This window comes from Polaribacter atrinae (assembly GCF_038023995.1).
GTDB classification, from domain to species: domain Bacteria; phylum Bacteroidota; class Bacteroidia; order Flavobacteriales; family Flavobacteriaceae; genus Polaribacter; species Polaribacter atrinae.
In genome coordinates, this window is the sequence record NZ_CP150660.1 from 576,938 (window position 1) to 592,171 (window position 15,234).

The following is a 15,234-nucleotide window of genomic DNA, read 5'->3' on the forward strand; positions in this document are numbered from 1 at the left end:
TTATACTTACTGAACCTCTTTTTAAAATTTATTCTCTACTTCTGCTGCTTCTAACATCAGATAATGTAAGTCCGTATTTTTTATAAAAGGCTTTAGCAAATGACTTCCTGGTCCGTACATGGCCAATTCTACATAATCTGCAGAATGTTGCATGCTTATCCAGCCTACCGAATTGTGTTTTTTCTGAATTTCTGCTAAAACTTTGAAAGGAAGTTTCTTTGGGTTGTACAATCCTTCCTGCTTTTGTAGCTTTTTATAATAACTTAATAAAAGGTTGCACTCTTCTGTGGTTAAAGCAATATTATTAGCATAATCTACTCTTTCTTTTACACCAGAAATTGAGGTTTCTTTACCAATTCCGTTTAAAATCCACTCATTTGTATATTTATATTTTTGAATCGCATCAAAATTATCGTTTGCTTTTGAGCCGTATATAACTCCCGGGTTTGCATTACCATGATCTGTAGTTATAATTACTAGTGTATCATCGTTCTGTTCTGCAAAATCCATAGCAACTTGCACAGCTTCATCATGCGCTATTTGATCATAAATTAGTCCTGTAATATCATTACCATGTGCAGCCCAATCTACTTTCCCTGCCTCTACTTGTAACACAAAACCTTTTGGATTGTCTTTCATTACATCAATTGCTTTTTTTGTCATTTCTGCAAGTGTAGGTATTTTTTTAGACAATTCTTTGTTGTTTTCTCTATCTTTAGAATAAGGAAGTCCCCCATCATTAAAAACCCCTAAAATAGGCTTTTTAGTAGGTGCAGAAATCATTTCATTTCTTGTTTTAACAACTTCATATCCATTAGAACTAAATTTTTGATACATGTCTATTTTGTCCTTTCTTTTTTCTGAAGAAAAGTAATCACCTCCACCTCCCATCAAGACATCAAATTTTTGTTCTAAATATTTCTCTGCGATGGTTTCTTGAGCGTTTCTAGATTTGGAATTGATACAAAAACCCGCAGGTGTAGCATGTGTAATAGGAACAGTAGTAACGCAACCCGCTTTTTTACCAGCTTGCTTAAACTTTTGCCAAATAGGCATATGCTCTTCTCCGTCTTTACTAACATTTAATGCACCGTTATTAATTCTAGCTCCTCCGCCCCAAGAAGAACTTGCTGCAGCAGAATCTGTAACAATAGAACTTGCAGAAGCCATGTCCATTAAAGCTCTATTTACTCTATTATCTTTATATAATTGCAACCAATTAGAACCTTTACCAGTTTTTCTAGAGAGATATAAATCTGCCATATTTAAGGTTCCAATACTCATTCCATCACTTACAACTATTATAATATTCTTTGCTTTTTTGTTTTTATCTCCAATATCAAAAGAAATATTATTAGCAGAAGTATTAAAAGGTTGTAAAAGCGTTGTTCCTAATGTAAGTAGTGATCCATTTTTAAAAAACGTTCTTCTATTCATTTTTATGAGGTTATGTTGTTGTTGTTGTTGTTGTTGTTGTTGTGATTTAAAGATATGCTATGTAATTTAATTACAAATATTGTTATGTTTATTATTTAATTAATGTTCTTGTACAGTCTGTTAATATACAATTAAAATGTTCTACATCATCTCTATTTAATTTTAAAATACCTGTTACAGCTACAATTTGATCTGTTTTAAAGTTTGGTTTATTTTTAAAATGAAGTTCAACAGCCGTTTCAGGGCCACCTACACCACAGAAAAAACAAGAAGACATTGGTCCTTTAGATAATATGTAGATATTTTCTTCTGGAGCAATGTTTAAAAAATATCCCTTAATCGTAATTTGTTTTCCATTCAGTGCCTTTACAGACGGTAAAAAAGTAGGATACATAAAAGTTTCATTATATTCTTTAAAAATTTATCTGTATACGTTACTGCTGCTAAATCTTGCCAGGTAATTTCTTGCTGACTGTAACTATAAAAGCTACACAAAAGCAAAACAAGAAATAAAAGTTTATTTTTCATTACTTAAAATTGTTGAAATATTCATTTTTATAATCGGATAGATAGCCAATAAAACAGATACAATAACCATTGTGAAAATTATGGAAGCTATTTCTAAAAAATCTGTAAAAGGTAATTGCTGTAATATATTTTGTTGATAATTAGTTTTAACAGAGTTTATTACAAAATAGAAGCCTATTTTAATAAAAGTAACACCTAATAAAAAGGCAACAAATGCAATAAACAAACCTTCATATAAGACCATTTGTATCAACTGAAAATTACTTGCTCCGTAAGTACGTAATATTGCTAAATCGAAAGCACGTTCTTTTACCATTTTATATAAACTTGTAAAAATAGTTAAGCAAGAAATGATTAGAATTAAATAGGCAATCCAGTTAATAGTTTCAAAACCGATACTAGTATAATCGTATAATTTATTTAACTCATAAATTGGTAAAGCCGCTTGCATATTGGTACTTTCATTATTTTTTCTAGGCAAACTTAAAAGCGCTCTTTTACTTTTAAAAGTAATTAGTAGAGAAGTTATTTCTTTATCATCATGACTACCATGGTGATGGTGATGTTCTTCTTCTTGATGCCCATGATGATGTACATCCCAAATACTTTCTAAATTGGTAATTATTAAACGATCAATTACTTTTTGTGTAGGTTTTAAAATACCAACTACTGTTAACTCATCTTCATGAACATCAATATTATTTTCTACCAATCCATGAGAACTTAAAAAAGTGTCGCCAATATTTAAATTCAGTTGTTTTGCCACATTGGTACCTAGCACAACTTCCATTGATTTATTTACAAACCTACCCTTTTTTAGCTCTGCATTGTAAATATTTAAATATTCTTCGATGGTTCCTACAATTCTAAAACCTTTATAATTATCACCATAAGAAATAGGAATCGCCGATTTAATCATCGGGTTTTTACTTATTTTCTTTGCTTTTGCATAAGAAATATTCCCAGTAGGATTGTCTAAATGTAATACCGATGCTAACACCAATTGCAAGGGACTTCCCTTTGCGCCAACCTATCAAAATAAATAATACAAAAGGAATGAAAAAATTACCTGTAACTGTTTTAAGTGGGTTTTTAGGAGCCGGTAAAACCACTTTATTAAATCATATTATACATAACAAAGAAGGACTAAAAGTGGCTGTTATTGTAAATGATATGAGTGAAGTAAATATAGATGCTCAATTTATAGAAAATGAAAATACACTTTCTAGAACCGAAGAAAAGTTAGTAGAAATGTCTAACGGATGTATTTGCTGTACTTTACGAGAAGATTTAATGATAGAGGTAGAAAAACTAGCTTCCCAAAATAAATTTGATTACCTATTAATAGAAAGTACCGGAATTAGTGAACCTATACCTGTGGCACAAACTTTTACTTTTGAAAGTGAAGATGGCAAAATAGATTTAAGCAAATTTAGTTACATAGATACTATGGTAACAGTTGTAGATGCTTATAATTTTTTAAAAGATTTTTCGAGTGCAGATTATTTAGCCACAAGAGAATTGACGAATATAGAAGGAGACGATAGAACTATTGTAAACTTATTAACGGATCAAATAGAATTTGCCAACGTAATTCTACTTAATAAAATAGATTTAGTTACTAAAGAACAAGTAGCAACACTGCATGCAATTATTCAAAAATTAAATCCTGAAGCAAGTATTATTACCACACAAAAATCTCAAGTTGTTCTACAAAGTGTTATTAACACAGGTTTGTTTAACTATGAGAAAGCAGAAGCTTCTGCAGGGTGGTTAAAAGAATTAGAAAATGAGCACGTACCAGAAACAGAAGAGTACGGCATTAACTCTCTTGTTTTTAGAAGTAAAAAACCATTTCATCCAGAGCGATTTTTAACGTATTTAAATACCACTTTTCCTCAAAATATTATTAGAAGTAAGGGGTTATTTTGGTTAGCTTCTAGATCAGATCAAGCTTTATTATGGAGTTCTGCAGGAGGTTCTTGTAAGGCAGATTCAGCTGGTGTTTGGTGGGCCTCTATGTCTTTTGGAGAACGCGTTAGTTCTGCTGTTTTTGTTGAAAATAAAAAGGAAATAGAAGCGGGATGGACCGCAGAATATGGCGATAGAAAGATAGAATTGGTTTTTATAGGTCAATACTTAGATAAAGAAGCAATTCTTAACCAATTAAACAGCTGTTTGTTAACCGCATCAGAAGAAGAAATATGGAAAAAGAACGCTTTCCAAAAAGAAGACCAATGGCCAATACCTAGAGCTTAAGGCTTTACGTAAACCTCCAAACCAATCATAAATTCTATTTTTTTTGATGCAACAAAATGCCAAAGTTCCCTTATACCTATACAAAGGGCATGCTTTCCAAGCTTCTTAGTGGTTGGTGTAACCATTTTTACGAACTCTTTTGGTTCATAAAAAGGATTGCTATTACCGCAATAATTTTAAATATTTCAATTAAAAATAGAAAGTAAAAAAGTAATAAATATATTAAAATGCTAAAAACAAGTAGTCTAACTTTTCAATATACCAAGGATGATCCTATTTTTAGTTTTCCTAATATTTCTTTAGAGAACCAAGAAAATTTATTGGTTATAGGTAAATCTGGTATTGGTAAGACTACTTTTTTACATTTATTGGCAGGCTTGTTACAACCTGTAAATGGGACTATTCTAATTAGTGATATTGATATTAATACATTGTCTCACTCAAAATTAGACGCTTTTATAGGAGTACATATCGGACTTGTATTTCAGAAAAAATATGCAATTCAAAATTTAAATGTATTTCAAAACTTAGAAGATCGACTTTTATTTAGTAAAAAACGGATTAATCATAAAGAAATAGATGTTTTATTAGCGCAATTAGGTTTGTTGGACTTCAAAAAAAAGTAAAATTAACAAGCTTAGTGAAGGCCAATTACAACGTTTAGGGATTGCTTTGGCAGTGATTCATAAACCTAAAGTTATTTTAGCAGATGAACCGACTTCTAGTTTAGATGATGAAAATTGTAAAATAGTGATGGATTTACTTTTAGAACAAGCAAGTAAAACCGGAGCAAATTTAATAATTATTACACACGATCAAAGAGTAAAACCGTTCTTTAAAAAAACCGTTTTATTATGAAAATTTGGAGCATAAGTCTACATAATATAAAATCGAAACCTTTATATACTTTTTTAAGTGTCTTTATTTTGTCGTTAAGTATTGCCCTTTTAATAGGTATTCAACAATTAAAAGTATTTTTTATAAATCAAATGGAAAACAATGTAAGTAACATAGATTTGGTGGTTTGTTTATGCTTTATTCTCTGTATTTAAACTATCGGTAATCACTTTTTCTAAAACAACCTGATCACTTCCGGCCCCAATAGCTAATAACTTTGTACCTGTTATTGGCACGCCTTTAAATGGTCTTACAAATACTTTTCCGTCTGGTGTTCGTTCAAAATAAGTGTAATGCGTTTCTTTAGCTATTTGTACACATCCTTTCACCCTAAGTATACTTTTGGGGATTTGTTTACAAATACGCTCTATGCAATCTTTAGAAGGAAAAACAGGTAAATCTATAGAGCAAGAAGACCAATGTGCTTTTTGATGTGCCAATTTATCGACCACATTTTTATTAGGTAAAAGAATGGGCAACAATGCAACATCTAGCGCTGTCATTGGAATAATTTGAGCAAAAGGATTGTGTTCTTTTAAATTCTGAACCACCAATGCTTTTCTAGTTGCGGTTACATTTTCTAGATGTGTAAGAACAATTAAAGAGGATACTTGAATTTGATTGGCTTCTAAGTCATTATGTGCTCCTCTTTTTTGCCAATTTTTTACATCTACCACAGAAATTTGTATGGGTGGAGAAAATCGATTGTTGACGCCTACTCCTAAAAACTCCATAAGTGCACATGCATCAGATGTTCCGTTGGCTTCAATTAAAGTAATGCCATTTTTTCTAACAGGAATTCCGTTTACATAATTTCTAAGTTCGTGTATGCCACTGCAACAAATACAACTTCCGGTAAGCGCTTTTACATGTTTGTTATCTACTTTTTCTAGAAACTGTTGTACATCCATATTGGCATTTTCATAATCATTTAAAATGACAAAAGGATTCCAGTTTTTTTCAGTAAAACGATCTATTAAATAGTTTAATAAGGTGGTTTTACCTGATCCTAAAAAGCCGACAATGGTAATAATTGCTTCCATATTATTGTAAATACTTGCGCAAAATTATGCTTCTAGCAGATTTAATGTATTCATTTTTTCAATTAAATTTCCCGTAATAGCAACCACCGCTGGTTTAGGAATTCGGTCTTTATCAAAAGGCCATATACTCGTTGGGTTGGCTAAATCTTCTGTTTGTTCTCCTGGGTGTTGTACGCTTAAAAACAAGGTTTTACCATCTGGAGAAAACCAAGGACCTGTTAGTTCTGCATCTTTGGGTGCTGTGGCAACTCTAATTACTTTTCCAGCGTCTTTACCGTATCTTGGAATTACAAACAAACTGTTGTTTTTAAAAGGGAAATATGGTTTGTCTGCTCTGTTCACTGCGCTACCAGACATGTCTGATGTCATCCAAAGATTGCCTGCTAAATCGAATGCTAAGTTATCCGGACAAGAAAAACCTGTTTCTTCTCCTCCTGCTTTGTAGGTTTCTGCTTTAAATGTTAGCGCATCAAAAGCACCATTTGTTTCTTCAATTTTTAAAATTGAACCATGGAAATCACCTTTGGGTTTATTATTCGTTAAGCTAACAAAAATATTTCCTGTAATTGGGTCTATCTCTATATCTTCTGGTCTATTTAAAGCAGTAGCACCAATTAGTTTTGCTGCTTCTCTGGCTCTAATTAAAACTTCTGTTTGGTCTTTTAATTTACTTTTTAAAATCGGTTGATTTTCCCAGTCCATAGCCAACCATTTTCCATTGACGGTATCTGCTACATAAAGTGTTCCTTCTTTTAAAGAACCTGGTTTAGAAGAGATAAATTTATACAAATGTTCATCGTTATGGTCATCACCTGTATATGCAACCACTCGTTTATCTTCTAGTTCATAAAGGGTACAACATTCGTGAGCAAAACGTCCTAAAGCAATATGCTTTTGTGCTATTCCGTCTTTTGGATTTACTTCTACTACCCAACCATAATGCTCTGGCGGATAAGGGTAAAATGATTCCCATCCGTAGTCACTGTTCTGGTGTGTTGGGGTGTTGTTTTCATCATATATAGTTTCTCCAAAACACGCATCGTAGTTTTCTTCGCAGGTTATAAATGTTTTCCATGGCGTAATTCCTCCAGAACAATTACTATTCGTTCCAAATACCGTAGTTGCTCCTTTTATAGCCGTGTCCCAATTTATTTTAATAGGTGTTTTGGCAGTAATACGTCTGTTATAAGGATCGTTTTTAACAATTTTCCAAATGCCATTTTCTTCTTTAATTCTAACAATGCTACCACCAACATTGTACATTTCTTTATCTACTTGCTCTTTGGTTTTTGGTACTTTGTTTTCTTCGGATTCATTATAATCAGAAACAAAAAACGGATTTATATATTCATGATTTACCCATAATAACCCATCTTTTGGATTTTTATCATCTAAAGGAATAAAACAAGTAAAATCATTATTGAAACCAAAAGTATCTGTCTCATTAATACTTTCTCCCCATTTAATGATTGTGTGATAAGCCAAACCATTGGCTAATAATAAATCGTCTTTATCCGAAGGAAGGACTCCTTCTAAAACCAAATTTTTTAAAGTGTTCAATTGGTCTTCAGACATCTCATTAAACCCTTTTACAGGAGTGGTTGTGTTGCCACAACTTACTAAAAACTGAGGAGCAACAGCTAGTCCTACTCCTGCTTTCCCTATAAATGATATAAATTTTCTTCGATTATATGCCATACTATGCTCTTGCTTTAAATAGTTATTAATACTTTATCAATTAAAAGCGCAAATTATAGTTTTTCTTGAGCGATAATCTTTAAGAAATCGTTACGTTTTTCTGTTTCCGTAAAACAACCTCCATATTCTAAAGTGGTTGTATAACTGCTTTGATCTTTGATACCTCTAGAAGAAACACATAAGTGTTTTGCAGTTACAGAAACGATGACATCTTTGGTATCTAAAATAGTTTGTAAATCGTTTAAAATTTGAAGAACAAGTCTTTCTTGTACTTGCGGACGTCGTGCATAATAATCTACCAATCGATTAATTTTAGACAAACCAATTACTTTGTCTTTAGGAACATAAGCAACATTTGCATAGCCTGTTATCGGTAAAAAATGATGTTCACAAGCAGAATCGATGTTAATATTTTGTTCTACCAACATTTTATTATACCCATATTTGTTTTCAAAAGTAGATAGTTTGGGTTTTTTTACGCGGTTTAACCCCAAAAAACAATTCCTTTACATACATTTTAGCAACACGATATGGAGTACCTGACAAACTATCATCATTTAAGTCTAAACCCATTTCTTCCATAATCTTTTTAAAATGATGATGAATGTTTTTTATTTTTTCATCATCACTTTTATCAAAAGCATCTGCACGTAAAGGTGTTTTTATACTTGTTGAAAAATGATTATCTCCTACAATTTCTATTTGTTTTTTATTTTTCATGTGTACAACATTTATCAGTTTTACATTGGCAATATTTTCTATTATAAGTATGTAAAATAATTAGAGCAATTGCTGGTATATAAATTGCACTTTCTGGTATAGAAAGTAATGCTATTTTTTCATTGATAATTACTACAAATAATAGCAACCAACTAAACCACAAAGAGGGTTTCATCCAATTATTTGTAGTGGTTTCTGTAGATCTTTTAATGGCAAAAAATGAGATTATCAAGAAAAAATAGTCAATAAATTTCCACCAACCAGGTGCTGTAGTACTGCAACAGGCGGATGCACCTGCTTGAACTATAAATAATAAGGGAGTAGCTGCACAGTGTATAAGACAAAGTGTGCTTGCTATAGCGCCAATGCTATCAGACTTTTGTTTTGAAATGATCATTATTATTTTATTAATACAACTGAGTTGCAAATGTAAATAATAAATTTGTTAATACAACTAAGTTGCACTATATTTGTTATATGGGGATTATTAGAAAAACAAAGGCTGTAGAAGTGTTGTTGAAAGAGTTTAAAAACAGCTCCGTAGCTATTTCTGCAAAAATGCTAATAGATCAATTAGATACTAAGTTTAACAAAACAACAATTTATCGTATTTTAGATAAGTTAGAAGATGATGGTGTTTTGCATTCGTTCCTTGGTAAAGATGGCCTTAAATGGTACGCCAAATGTACTGGGTGTTCTGCTGACGAACACAAAGATGTGCATCCACATTTTCAATGTCTAAGTTGTGGTAAAGTAGATTGTTTGTCTATAAAAGTTGTGATTCCTAAAATAAAGAATAGAGAAGTAGCTTTTTCTCAAGTACTTATTCAAGGGAAATGTGAAAAATGTCTTGGGTAAAAAAATAAATATTTTTTTAATTGCGTATCAAATATCTTGTTAAATAACTGATTAATTTGCATTAATTATTTAAGTTAAAAAATATTATTACTTCAACTGCAAAATAGATGTATTGTTTTTCAATAAATAACAACAGCTTTAAAACTTTGACTTAATTTTACTTACTCCTTTTATGAAACCTTATTATAGGTTTCTGTCAGCTAAATTTTTAATACGATTTAATAAATTTACCAAACAAGATTTCTTGTTTTGGCGGTTACTATTTACTTAATAGTCATTGTTTAGCTTGCTGTTGTTAATTATGATAAATATTTAAATGTATTGATAATGAGTTTAAATGTAGTTTTTTTATAATTAAATATTACTACAGCTTAAATTGTAGTAATAATTTCGCTTTCTGCTAATCTAGATTTTGGAGTTTTATCTGTTGTATTGAAATCAGATTCTGCTCTATACCCTAAAGATACAGCAACGATAGCAGTGTATCCTTTTTCTCTTAAACCGAATTCTTCATCTAAAGCTTTTACATCAATACCTTCCATTGGTGTAGCATCAATACCTAAACTAGCTACTCCTAACAAAAAGCTACCTATGTTAAGATATACTTGTTTTTCCATCCAATGTTGTACATCTTTTAAATCGTATTTATGAATACCAGCAAATGCTTTCACAGCACCTAAAAATCCATTTTTAATTTCTTCATTAGGAAACCTCCCACTTTGATCATCTGTATCTGCAATATGTTGGAAATAGGCATCATCCACATCTGTTTTTGAACAAAATAAAACAACAGCAGAAGCATTGGTTACTTTAGGTTCGTTAAAATGAAAGAAACCTTGTGTCCCTTTAGCAATACGTGCTTTACCTTCTGTAGTTTCAGCAACTATAAAATGCCAAGGTTGTAGGTTTACACTTGAAGGACTCATTCTTAGTAAATTTTTAACCTGAGCCATATCTGCCTCCGTTATTTTTTTGGTTGTGTCAAATTCTTTGGTTGTGTACCTCCAATTTAATAATTCTTGTAAATTCATTTTTATATGCTTTTATTATATAATCAATTCTATAGTAGCAAAAGTATATATCCTATTTATTTCTCACAATAACGGTCAATAAGTATAGTAGCCTTTTTTTCAACTAAAACAACATTAAACAGCTTATTAACAGCGTTTAATGGACTTTGTTAAAGTTACTATAAAAAATATAGTGGTATGTTTTAGTATAGTATAATATCTTTGTGCTATTAGTACACTCAATAATTACAATGTTATGTATAAATTTAAAGGAAAAGAATACCCATGTTGCGCAAGTTTAACCATGGGGTTGATTGGAGGTAAATGGAAAACGGTTATCTTATTTTATTTACGCAATACAACACTTCGGTACAATGAATTAAGAAAAAAAATGCCAACAGTTACGGAGCGTACGCTTAGCTTGCAACTAAAAGCTTTGGAAGAAGATGGGATTATTAATAGAAAAGTTTACACCTCTAAACCTCCTTTAAAAGTAGAATATTCTTTAACAGCTTTAGGAAAAACATTAATACCCGTGGTGCAATCTATAGCAGATTGGGGCGTTTATACGGTGAAAGAAAATGAAGCTATTGCTACCAAAGTTTAAATTCAAAATATTTATATATAACAAGGAAAAACTTGCTATACTTCACTCCTTTTTATTGATTTTTTTGAAAACAATATTCTTAAACCATTTATTCATGAACTTTAGCTTAACGTACTTAATACCTAAATAATTAGTTTAATTAAAGTTTTTTTAAATTAAAAAATACTAGGTACTTATGAATTATAATTATTTATATTGTTAATTAATTTTAACGATAATTATTCTTCTTTTTTTGTTCTATTAGAAAAGAAATAAGTAACAATCCCTGTCAATACAAATAACAACCCAATTAAACTTTCTTTCGGTCTTTCCATCAACATATACCCTAAAATCCATACACTAAAGACCACAAAAACAATTTGTAAAAATGGTTTTAGCGGACTCTTAAAAGCTCCTTTTCTACCTTTTAACCAAAATATAGAAGCCACGGTTAGTGTACCCATTAATTGTAATAAAAAACTAGCATATAAAAGTACTTGTTCAAAAGTACCTGTAAGCGTCAATACAATACTTATAGCGGCTTGCAACCACAAAGCTCTTACTGGTATGCCATTTTTGTTTTTAACAGCTATTTTTCTCCAAAATGAATGATCTTTGGCCATTGCAAAAGTAATTCTAGATCCAATCCATAAATAACCACTAACGGTTGCAATAAGTTGTATGGCTATTAAATAACTAACCCAATTCCCTCCTTCTGTACCAAATATATTTTTAAAAGAAATAAAAGCAACTTCTACTTTACCAGATAATTGAGCTACAGAAGCGTGTTTTAAAAATACAATTTGCAACAGTACATAAATTACAGTAACTAAACCAGTACCAATTAATAAGGCTTTTGGTAAATTTTTTCTAGCATCATCGATTTCATCAACAATGTAGGCGGCAGAATTCCAACCTGTATACGCATATGTTACGTATAATAAAGAAACAGCAAAACCTGGTAAAAATATTTCGTCTTGCCAAGAATTGCTTAGGTCTATTGCCGTTACATTCTGAGAGGGCACAAAACTAAAACCGAGTAGTATTAAAAGAAGTACAAAACCAATTTTTACACCTGTAGAAATATTTTGAAATTTACCACTTTGACCTACGCTTATGGAATGTATGGCTGTTAATAGTAAAATGACCAAAATACCAAACCAATCGTTAAAAATAGTTGGATTGATAGGGTGCAAATAGCTCTTCATAGCCATTACAGAAATAGCAATGGGCGCCGAAAAACCTACTGTTAAAGAAACCCAAGCATAAATATACCCAACAATTGGATGAATTAATTTTGATAGAAATACATAGTCTCCTCCAGAATCATCAAAGTTAGTACCGAGTTCTGCATACGTTAATGCACCAATTAATGCAAACAATCCTCCTAACAACCAAATTAACACAATACTCCATGTATTCTGAATATCCGTAAGCTGATACCCTAAACTGGTAAATACACCAGTACCAATCATATTGGAAATTACCAAAGCTGCTGCCGTTTTCCAGCCTATTTTGTGTTTACTTTTCATGAACCTTGGTTGTTTCCTTATTAAGGATTCTCTTATTATATTTTGTAGTTTAACCTTGCAAAATAAAACGCGCCTGTTGTACCCATTTGAACTGAGGCATATTTAAACACACCAAAATAACTATTGTCATAAATTTGGGCATCTGGCAATACATCAAATAAATTATTTGCTCCTACCGTTAAAGAAAGGTTGTCATTAATATTATAAGATCCTGTTAAGTCTGTAGTAAGTTTACCTGCATGTAATTGAGCGCCTCCAAAAGGAAAGCCATTTCTTGTAACTTCTCCCCAATAGGTGTTTCTTAACATAACACCAAACTTATCCTGAGTTAAATCAACCGTAAAAATTGCTTTATCTTGAGGATTATTAGATTCAATTAAACTTTTTTCTTGCGCTCCAAAGTAAACATCCTCTTGACCTACAAAAATTTCTGGTACATTATTAAGTGCATCAGCTACTTCGGTTTCATTATGATTGTATAATAAAGAGAAATTTAAAGCACCTTGATCTAAAGGAACTTTGTAATTCATTACCAAATCTACACCTGCGGTTGATGTATTAATAGCATTGGTAAAAAAACGGGCAGAAGAAACACCTAATGGTTTTAATATGTCTTGTAATGCAGGTATTTCATCACCATAAACATCATTACCAAGACTACCTGTGTAAATAATTCTATCATCAATAGCTACTTTATAAGCGTCTAAAGTAATTTGAAAATTGTTTGTAACCTTAGCAGTTAACCCTAAACTTATACTTGCAGAAGTTTCTTCTTTTAACTCTGGAATGCCAAGAGTTTTAGCAATTTCACTATCGTTTCTAAATGTACCTCCATTAATCAAATTCCCATCTACCAAATCGGTAGCGATATTGTTAAAATATTGTTGCTGTAATGATGGCGCTCTAAATCCGGTTCCAAAAGCACCTCTTAATACAACAGCTTCTGTAAGCTTGTATCTCGCAGCTATTTTTCCGTTAATTATACTTCCAAAATCGCTATAATTCTCGAATCTACCAGCTACATCTACTAAAAAATTATCGGTAAAATTAAGTTCAACATCTGCATAGATTCCTACAGAAGATCTCTGTTCATCAACCTCATTGGTTGGTGCAAAACCAGGAAATGAATTTGCGCCATTACCAATATAAGAACCTTCTTCACCAGCATAAATGGTATAGTTTTCGTATCTATATTCTGCACCAAAAGCCAAACCAAGACCGCTCATTATATCATCATTAAACCTAGAGAAATCTAAGTTTACCGTATTTTGTAAAAAAGTATGTCCACCGGCATCAAAAGAAGTAGGACTATTAATACCAAGTGCATCGTTTACCGTATTAGAAATACCATAATCAAACTGATTATAACCATTGGTATTACTCAAATCAAAATCCCATTCACCAAGTTTATATTTATAACCTGCAATCAAAGAAAGATCGACTATTGTAGATTCTAGTATCGGTTGAAATCCATTTGGAAATATTTCTAAAACATGACCTTCAGAAGGTAATCTTCTAAATCCAAATCCGTTACCAGTTCTATAGTTTCCTCCACCAGCGGCATAAAAAGTTCCTTTTTCACTTGTAGGAATTTCTAGATTTACAAAAAGTTGTGTATTGGTTATGGCAGCATCTCCTACTTGAAAATTAAAATCATCTCTTGTTAAACCCGCAGCATCAATCAATGCATTGTCACGCTCTCTAGCGCCATCATTAGAAAAATCATAGGCAAAGAAATTACCTAAATCAGATTGGTCATAAATAACCAAATTATGATTTTGAGTCCTACTCGTTTTACCTCTGTCATTAAATTCTGCCGTAAGGTTTATAAAGCCACCTTTTTTTCCAATTTCAGTACCGTAATTTACATTAAAATTAAAGGTTTCTCCATCACCTTCAGAAGTTACACCATACGTAGTACCGATCTCTAAACCTGTATTTTTCTTTAAAATAATATTGATAACACCTGCAATAGCATCCGAACCATATTGCGCAGCAGCACCATCACGAAGTACTTCTATTCTATCAATTGCAGCAGAAGGTATCGATGATAAATCTGTTCCTACAGAACCGTTTCCAACTGTATTTTGATTGTTTAATAATGATGTGGTATGTCTTCTTTTTCCGTTGATAAGTACCAATACTTGATCTGGCCCTAACCCTCTTAAAGATGCTGGATCTACATGTTCTGTACCATCAGAAGAAGACTGTCTACTAGAATTAAAAGAAGGTACCAAGTTAGCCAACAAATCATTTGCAGTAGTTTGCGCACTTGTTAATTTAATTTTAGAAACATTTACAATATCAACAGCTACTGGAGTTTCTAATTTAGTTTGTCTTGGATTTCTTGTTCCTACCAACACAACTTCCGATAGAATTTCTGAAGATTCTTGTAAAATAATTTTTAAATTACTTCCACCTTGTTGTTTTTGAGTTTTAAAACCTAATGCAGAAAAGACTAAAATAGTATTTTGATGATTGCTAGAAACTGAAAAATCTCCTTCGTTATTTGTTGTTGTTCCTATTGATGTTCCTTCAATAACAACACTGATGCCTTCTAGAGGAATGTTCTTCATATCAACAACTTTTCCATTGTATGCTTTTTGAGCCGATAAGCAAAGGGTTGTACTTAGAAATAAGAATAAAAAAAGATGTTTCATAAATTT

Annotated in this window: 14 protein-coding genes and 1 pseudogene; 5 read left to right on the plus strand and 10 right to left on the minus strand. The window is 31.6% G+C overall.

Annotation, left to right across the window (positions count from 1 at the left end):
• Window positions 1–21: 21 nt before the first annotated feature.
• The 3 genes from WG945_RS02660 to WG945_RS02670 form a co-directional block, all read right to left on the minus strand.
• The gene (locus WG945_RS02660) at window positions 22–1,437 is read right to left on the minus strand and encodes an alkaline phosphatase (RefSeq protein ID WP_068452884.1); all 1,416 of its coding nucleotides are present in this window, start codon (window positions 1,435–1,437) and stop codon (window positions 22–24) included.
• 91 nt (window positions 1,438–1,528) lie between these two features.
• Window positions 1,529–1,831 carry a hypothetical protein gene (locus WG945_RS02665; RefSeq protein WP_231874715.1) on the minus strand — a complete coding sequence of 101 codons (303 nt, stop codon included), beginning with the start codon at window positions 1,829–1,831 and terminating at the stop codon, window positions 1,529–1,531.
• A gap of 123 nt (window positions 1,832–1,954) precedes the next feature.
• Entirely contained in the window at window positions 1,955–2,965 is a 1,011-nt protein-coding gene (locus WG945_RS02670) for an ABC transporter permease (protein WP_231874716.1), read from the minus strand.
• Window positions 2,966–3,021: 56 nt separating this feature from the next.
• Here WG945_RS02670 and WG945_RS02675 point away from each other — a divergent pair, with 56 nt between their 5' ends.
• From WG945_RS02675 to WG945_RS02685, 3 genes are all read left to right on the plus strand, one after another.
• The gene (locus tag WG945_RS02675) at window positions 3,022–4,224 is read left to right on the plus strand and encodes a GTP-binding protein (protein ID WP_068452890.1); all 1,203 of its coding nucleotides are present in this window, start codon (window positions 3,022–3,024) and stop codon (window positions 4,222–4,224) included.
• A 227-nt stretch (window positions 4,225–4,451) separates the two neighbouring features.
• Window positions 4,452–4,850 carry an ATP-binding cassette domain-containing protein gene (locus WG945_RS02680; protein WP_340866861.1) on the plus strand — a complete coding sequence of 133 codons (399 nt, stop codon included), beginning with the start codon at window positions 4,452–4,454 and terminating at the stop codon, window positions 4,848–4,850.
• A 40-nt stretch (window positions 4,851–4,890) separates the two neighbouring features.
• Complete coding sequence (locus WG945_RS02685; protein WP_340867194.1) at window positions 4,891–5,082, plus strand: hypothetical protein; 192 nt, start codon at window positions 4,891–4,893, stop codon at window positions 5,080–5,082.
• Window positions 5,083–5,252: 170 nt separating this feature from the next.
• Here the strand turns inward: WG945_RS02685 and WG945_RS02690 are convergent, their stop codons facing one another.
• From WG945_RS02690 to WG945_RS02705, 4 genes and pseudogenes are all read right to left on the minus strand, one after another.
• Complete coding sequence (locus WG945_RS02690) at window positions 5,253–6,164, minus strand: GTP-binding protein (protein ID WP_068452894.1); 912 nt, start codon at window positions 6,162–6,164, stop codon at window positions 5,253–5,255.
• A gap of 24 nt (window positions 6,165–6,188) precedes the next feature.
• Entirely contained in the window at window positions 6,189–7,862 is a 1,674-nt protein-coding gene (locus tag WG945_RS02695; RefSeq protein WP_068452897.1) for a PhoX family protein, read from the minus strand.
• A gap of 53 nt (window positions 7,863–7,915) precedes the next feature.
• Window positions 7,916–8,582, minus strand: a pseudogene (gene folE, locus WG945_RS02700) (GTP cyclohydrolase I FolE).
• Entirely contained in the window at window positions 8,572–8,979 is a 408-nt protein-coding gene (locus WG945_RS02705; RefSeq protein WP_068452902.1) for a MerC domain-containing protein, read from the minus strand. The pseudogene folE and the gene WG945_RS02705 overlap by 11 nt, the downstream one beginning before the upstream one ends.
• A gap of 80 nt (window positions 8,980–9,059) precedes the next feature.
• Between WG945_RS02705 and WG945_RS02710 the strand changes: the two genes are divergently transcribed.
• Window positions 9,060–9,440 carry a Fur family transcriptional regulator gene (locus WG945_RS02710; RefSeq protein ID WP_068452904.1) on the plus strand — a complete coding sequence of 127 codons (381 nt, stop codon included), beginning with the start codon at window positions 9,060–9,062 and terminating at the stop codon, window positions 9,438–9,440.
• Between the two features lie 371 nt (window positions 9,441–9,811).
• Here WG945_RS02710 and nfsB read toward each other — a convergent pair whose 3' ends face one another.
• Window positions 9,812–10,471, minus strand: a complete 660-nt coding sequence (gene nfsB, locus WG945_RS02715; RefSeq protein ID WP_068452909.1) for an oxygen-insensitive NAD(P)H nitroreductase — start codon at window positions 10,469–10,471, stop codon at window positions 9,812–9,814.
• A 235-nt stretch (window positions 10,472–10,706) separates the two neighbouring features.
• Here nfsB and WG945_RS02720 point away from each other — a divergent pair, with 235 nt between their 5' ends.
• Complete coding sequence (locus WG945_RS02720; protein WP_068452911.1) at window positions 10,707–11,057, plus strand: winged helix-turn-helix transcriptional regulator; 351 nt, start codon at window positions 10,707–10,709, stop codon at window positions 11,055–11,057.
• 218 nt (window positions 11,058–11,275) lie between these two features.
• On the opposite strand, the gene WG945_RS02725 is transcribed toward WG945_RS02720, so the two are convergent.
• Both WG945_RS02725 and WG945_RS02730 read right to left on the minus strand, forming a co-directional pair.
• Complete coding sequence (locus tag WG945_RS02725; RefSeq protein ID WP_068452916.1) at window positions 11,276–12,568, minus strand: APC family permease; 1,293 nt, start codon at window positions 12,566–12,568, stop codon at window positions 11,276–11,278.
• Between the two features lie 35 nt (window positions 12,569–12,603).
• Window positions 12,604–15,228, minus strand: a complete 2,625-nt coding sequence (locus WG945_RS02730; RefSeq protein WP_068452919.1) for a TonB-dependent receptor — start codon at window positions 15,226–15,228, stop codon at window positions 12,604–12,606.
• Between the last annotated feature and the right edge of the window lie 6 nt (window positions 15,229–15,234).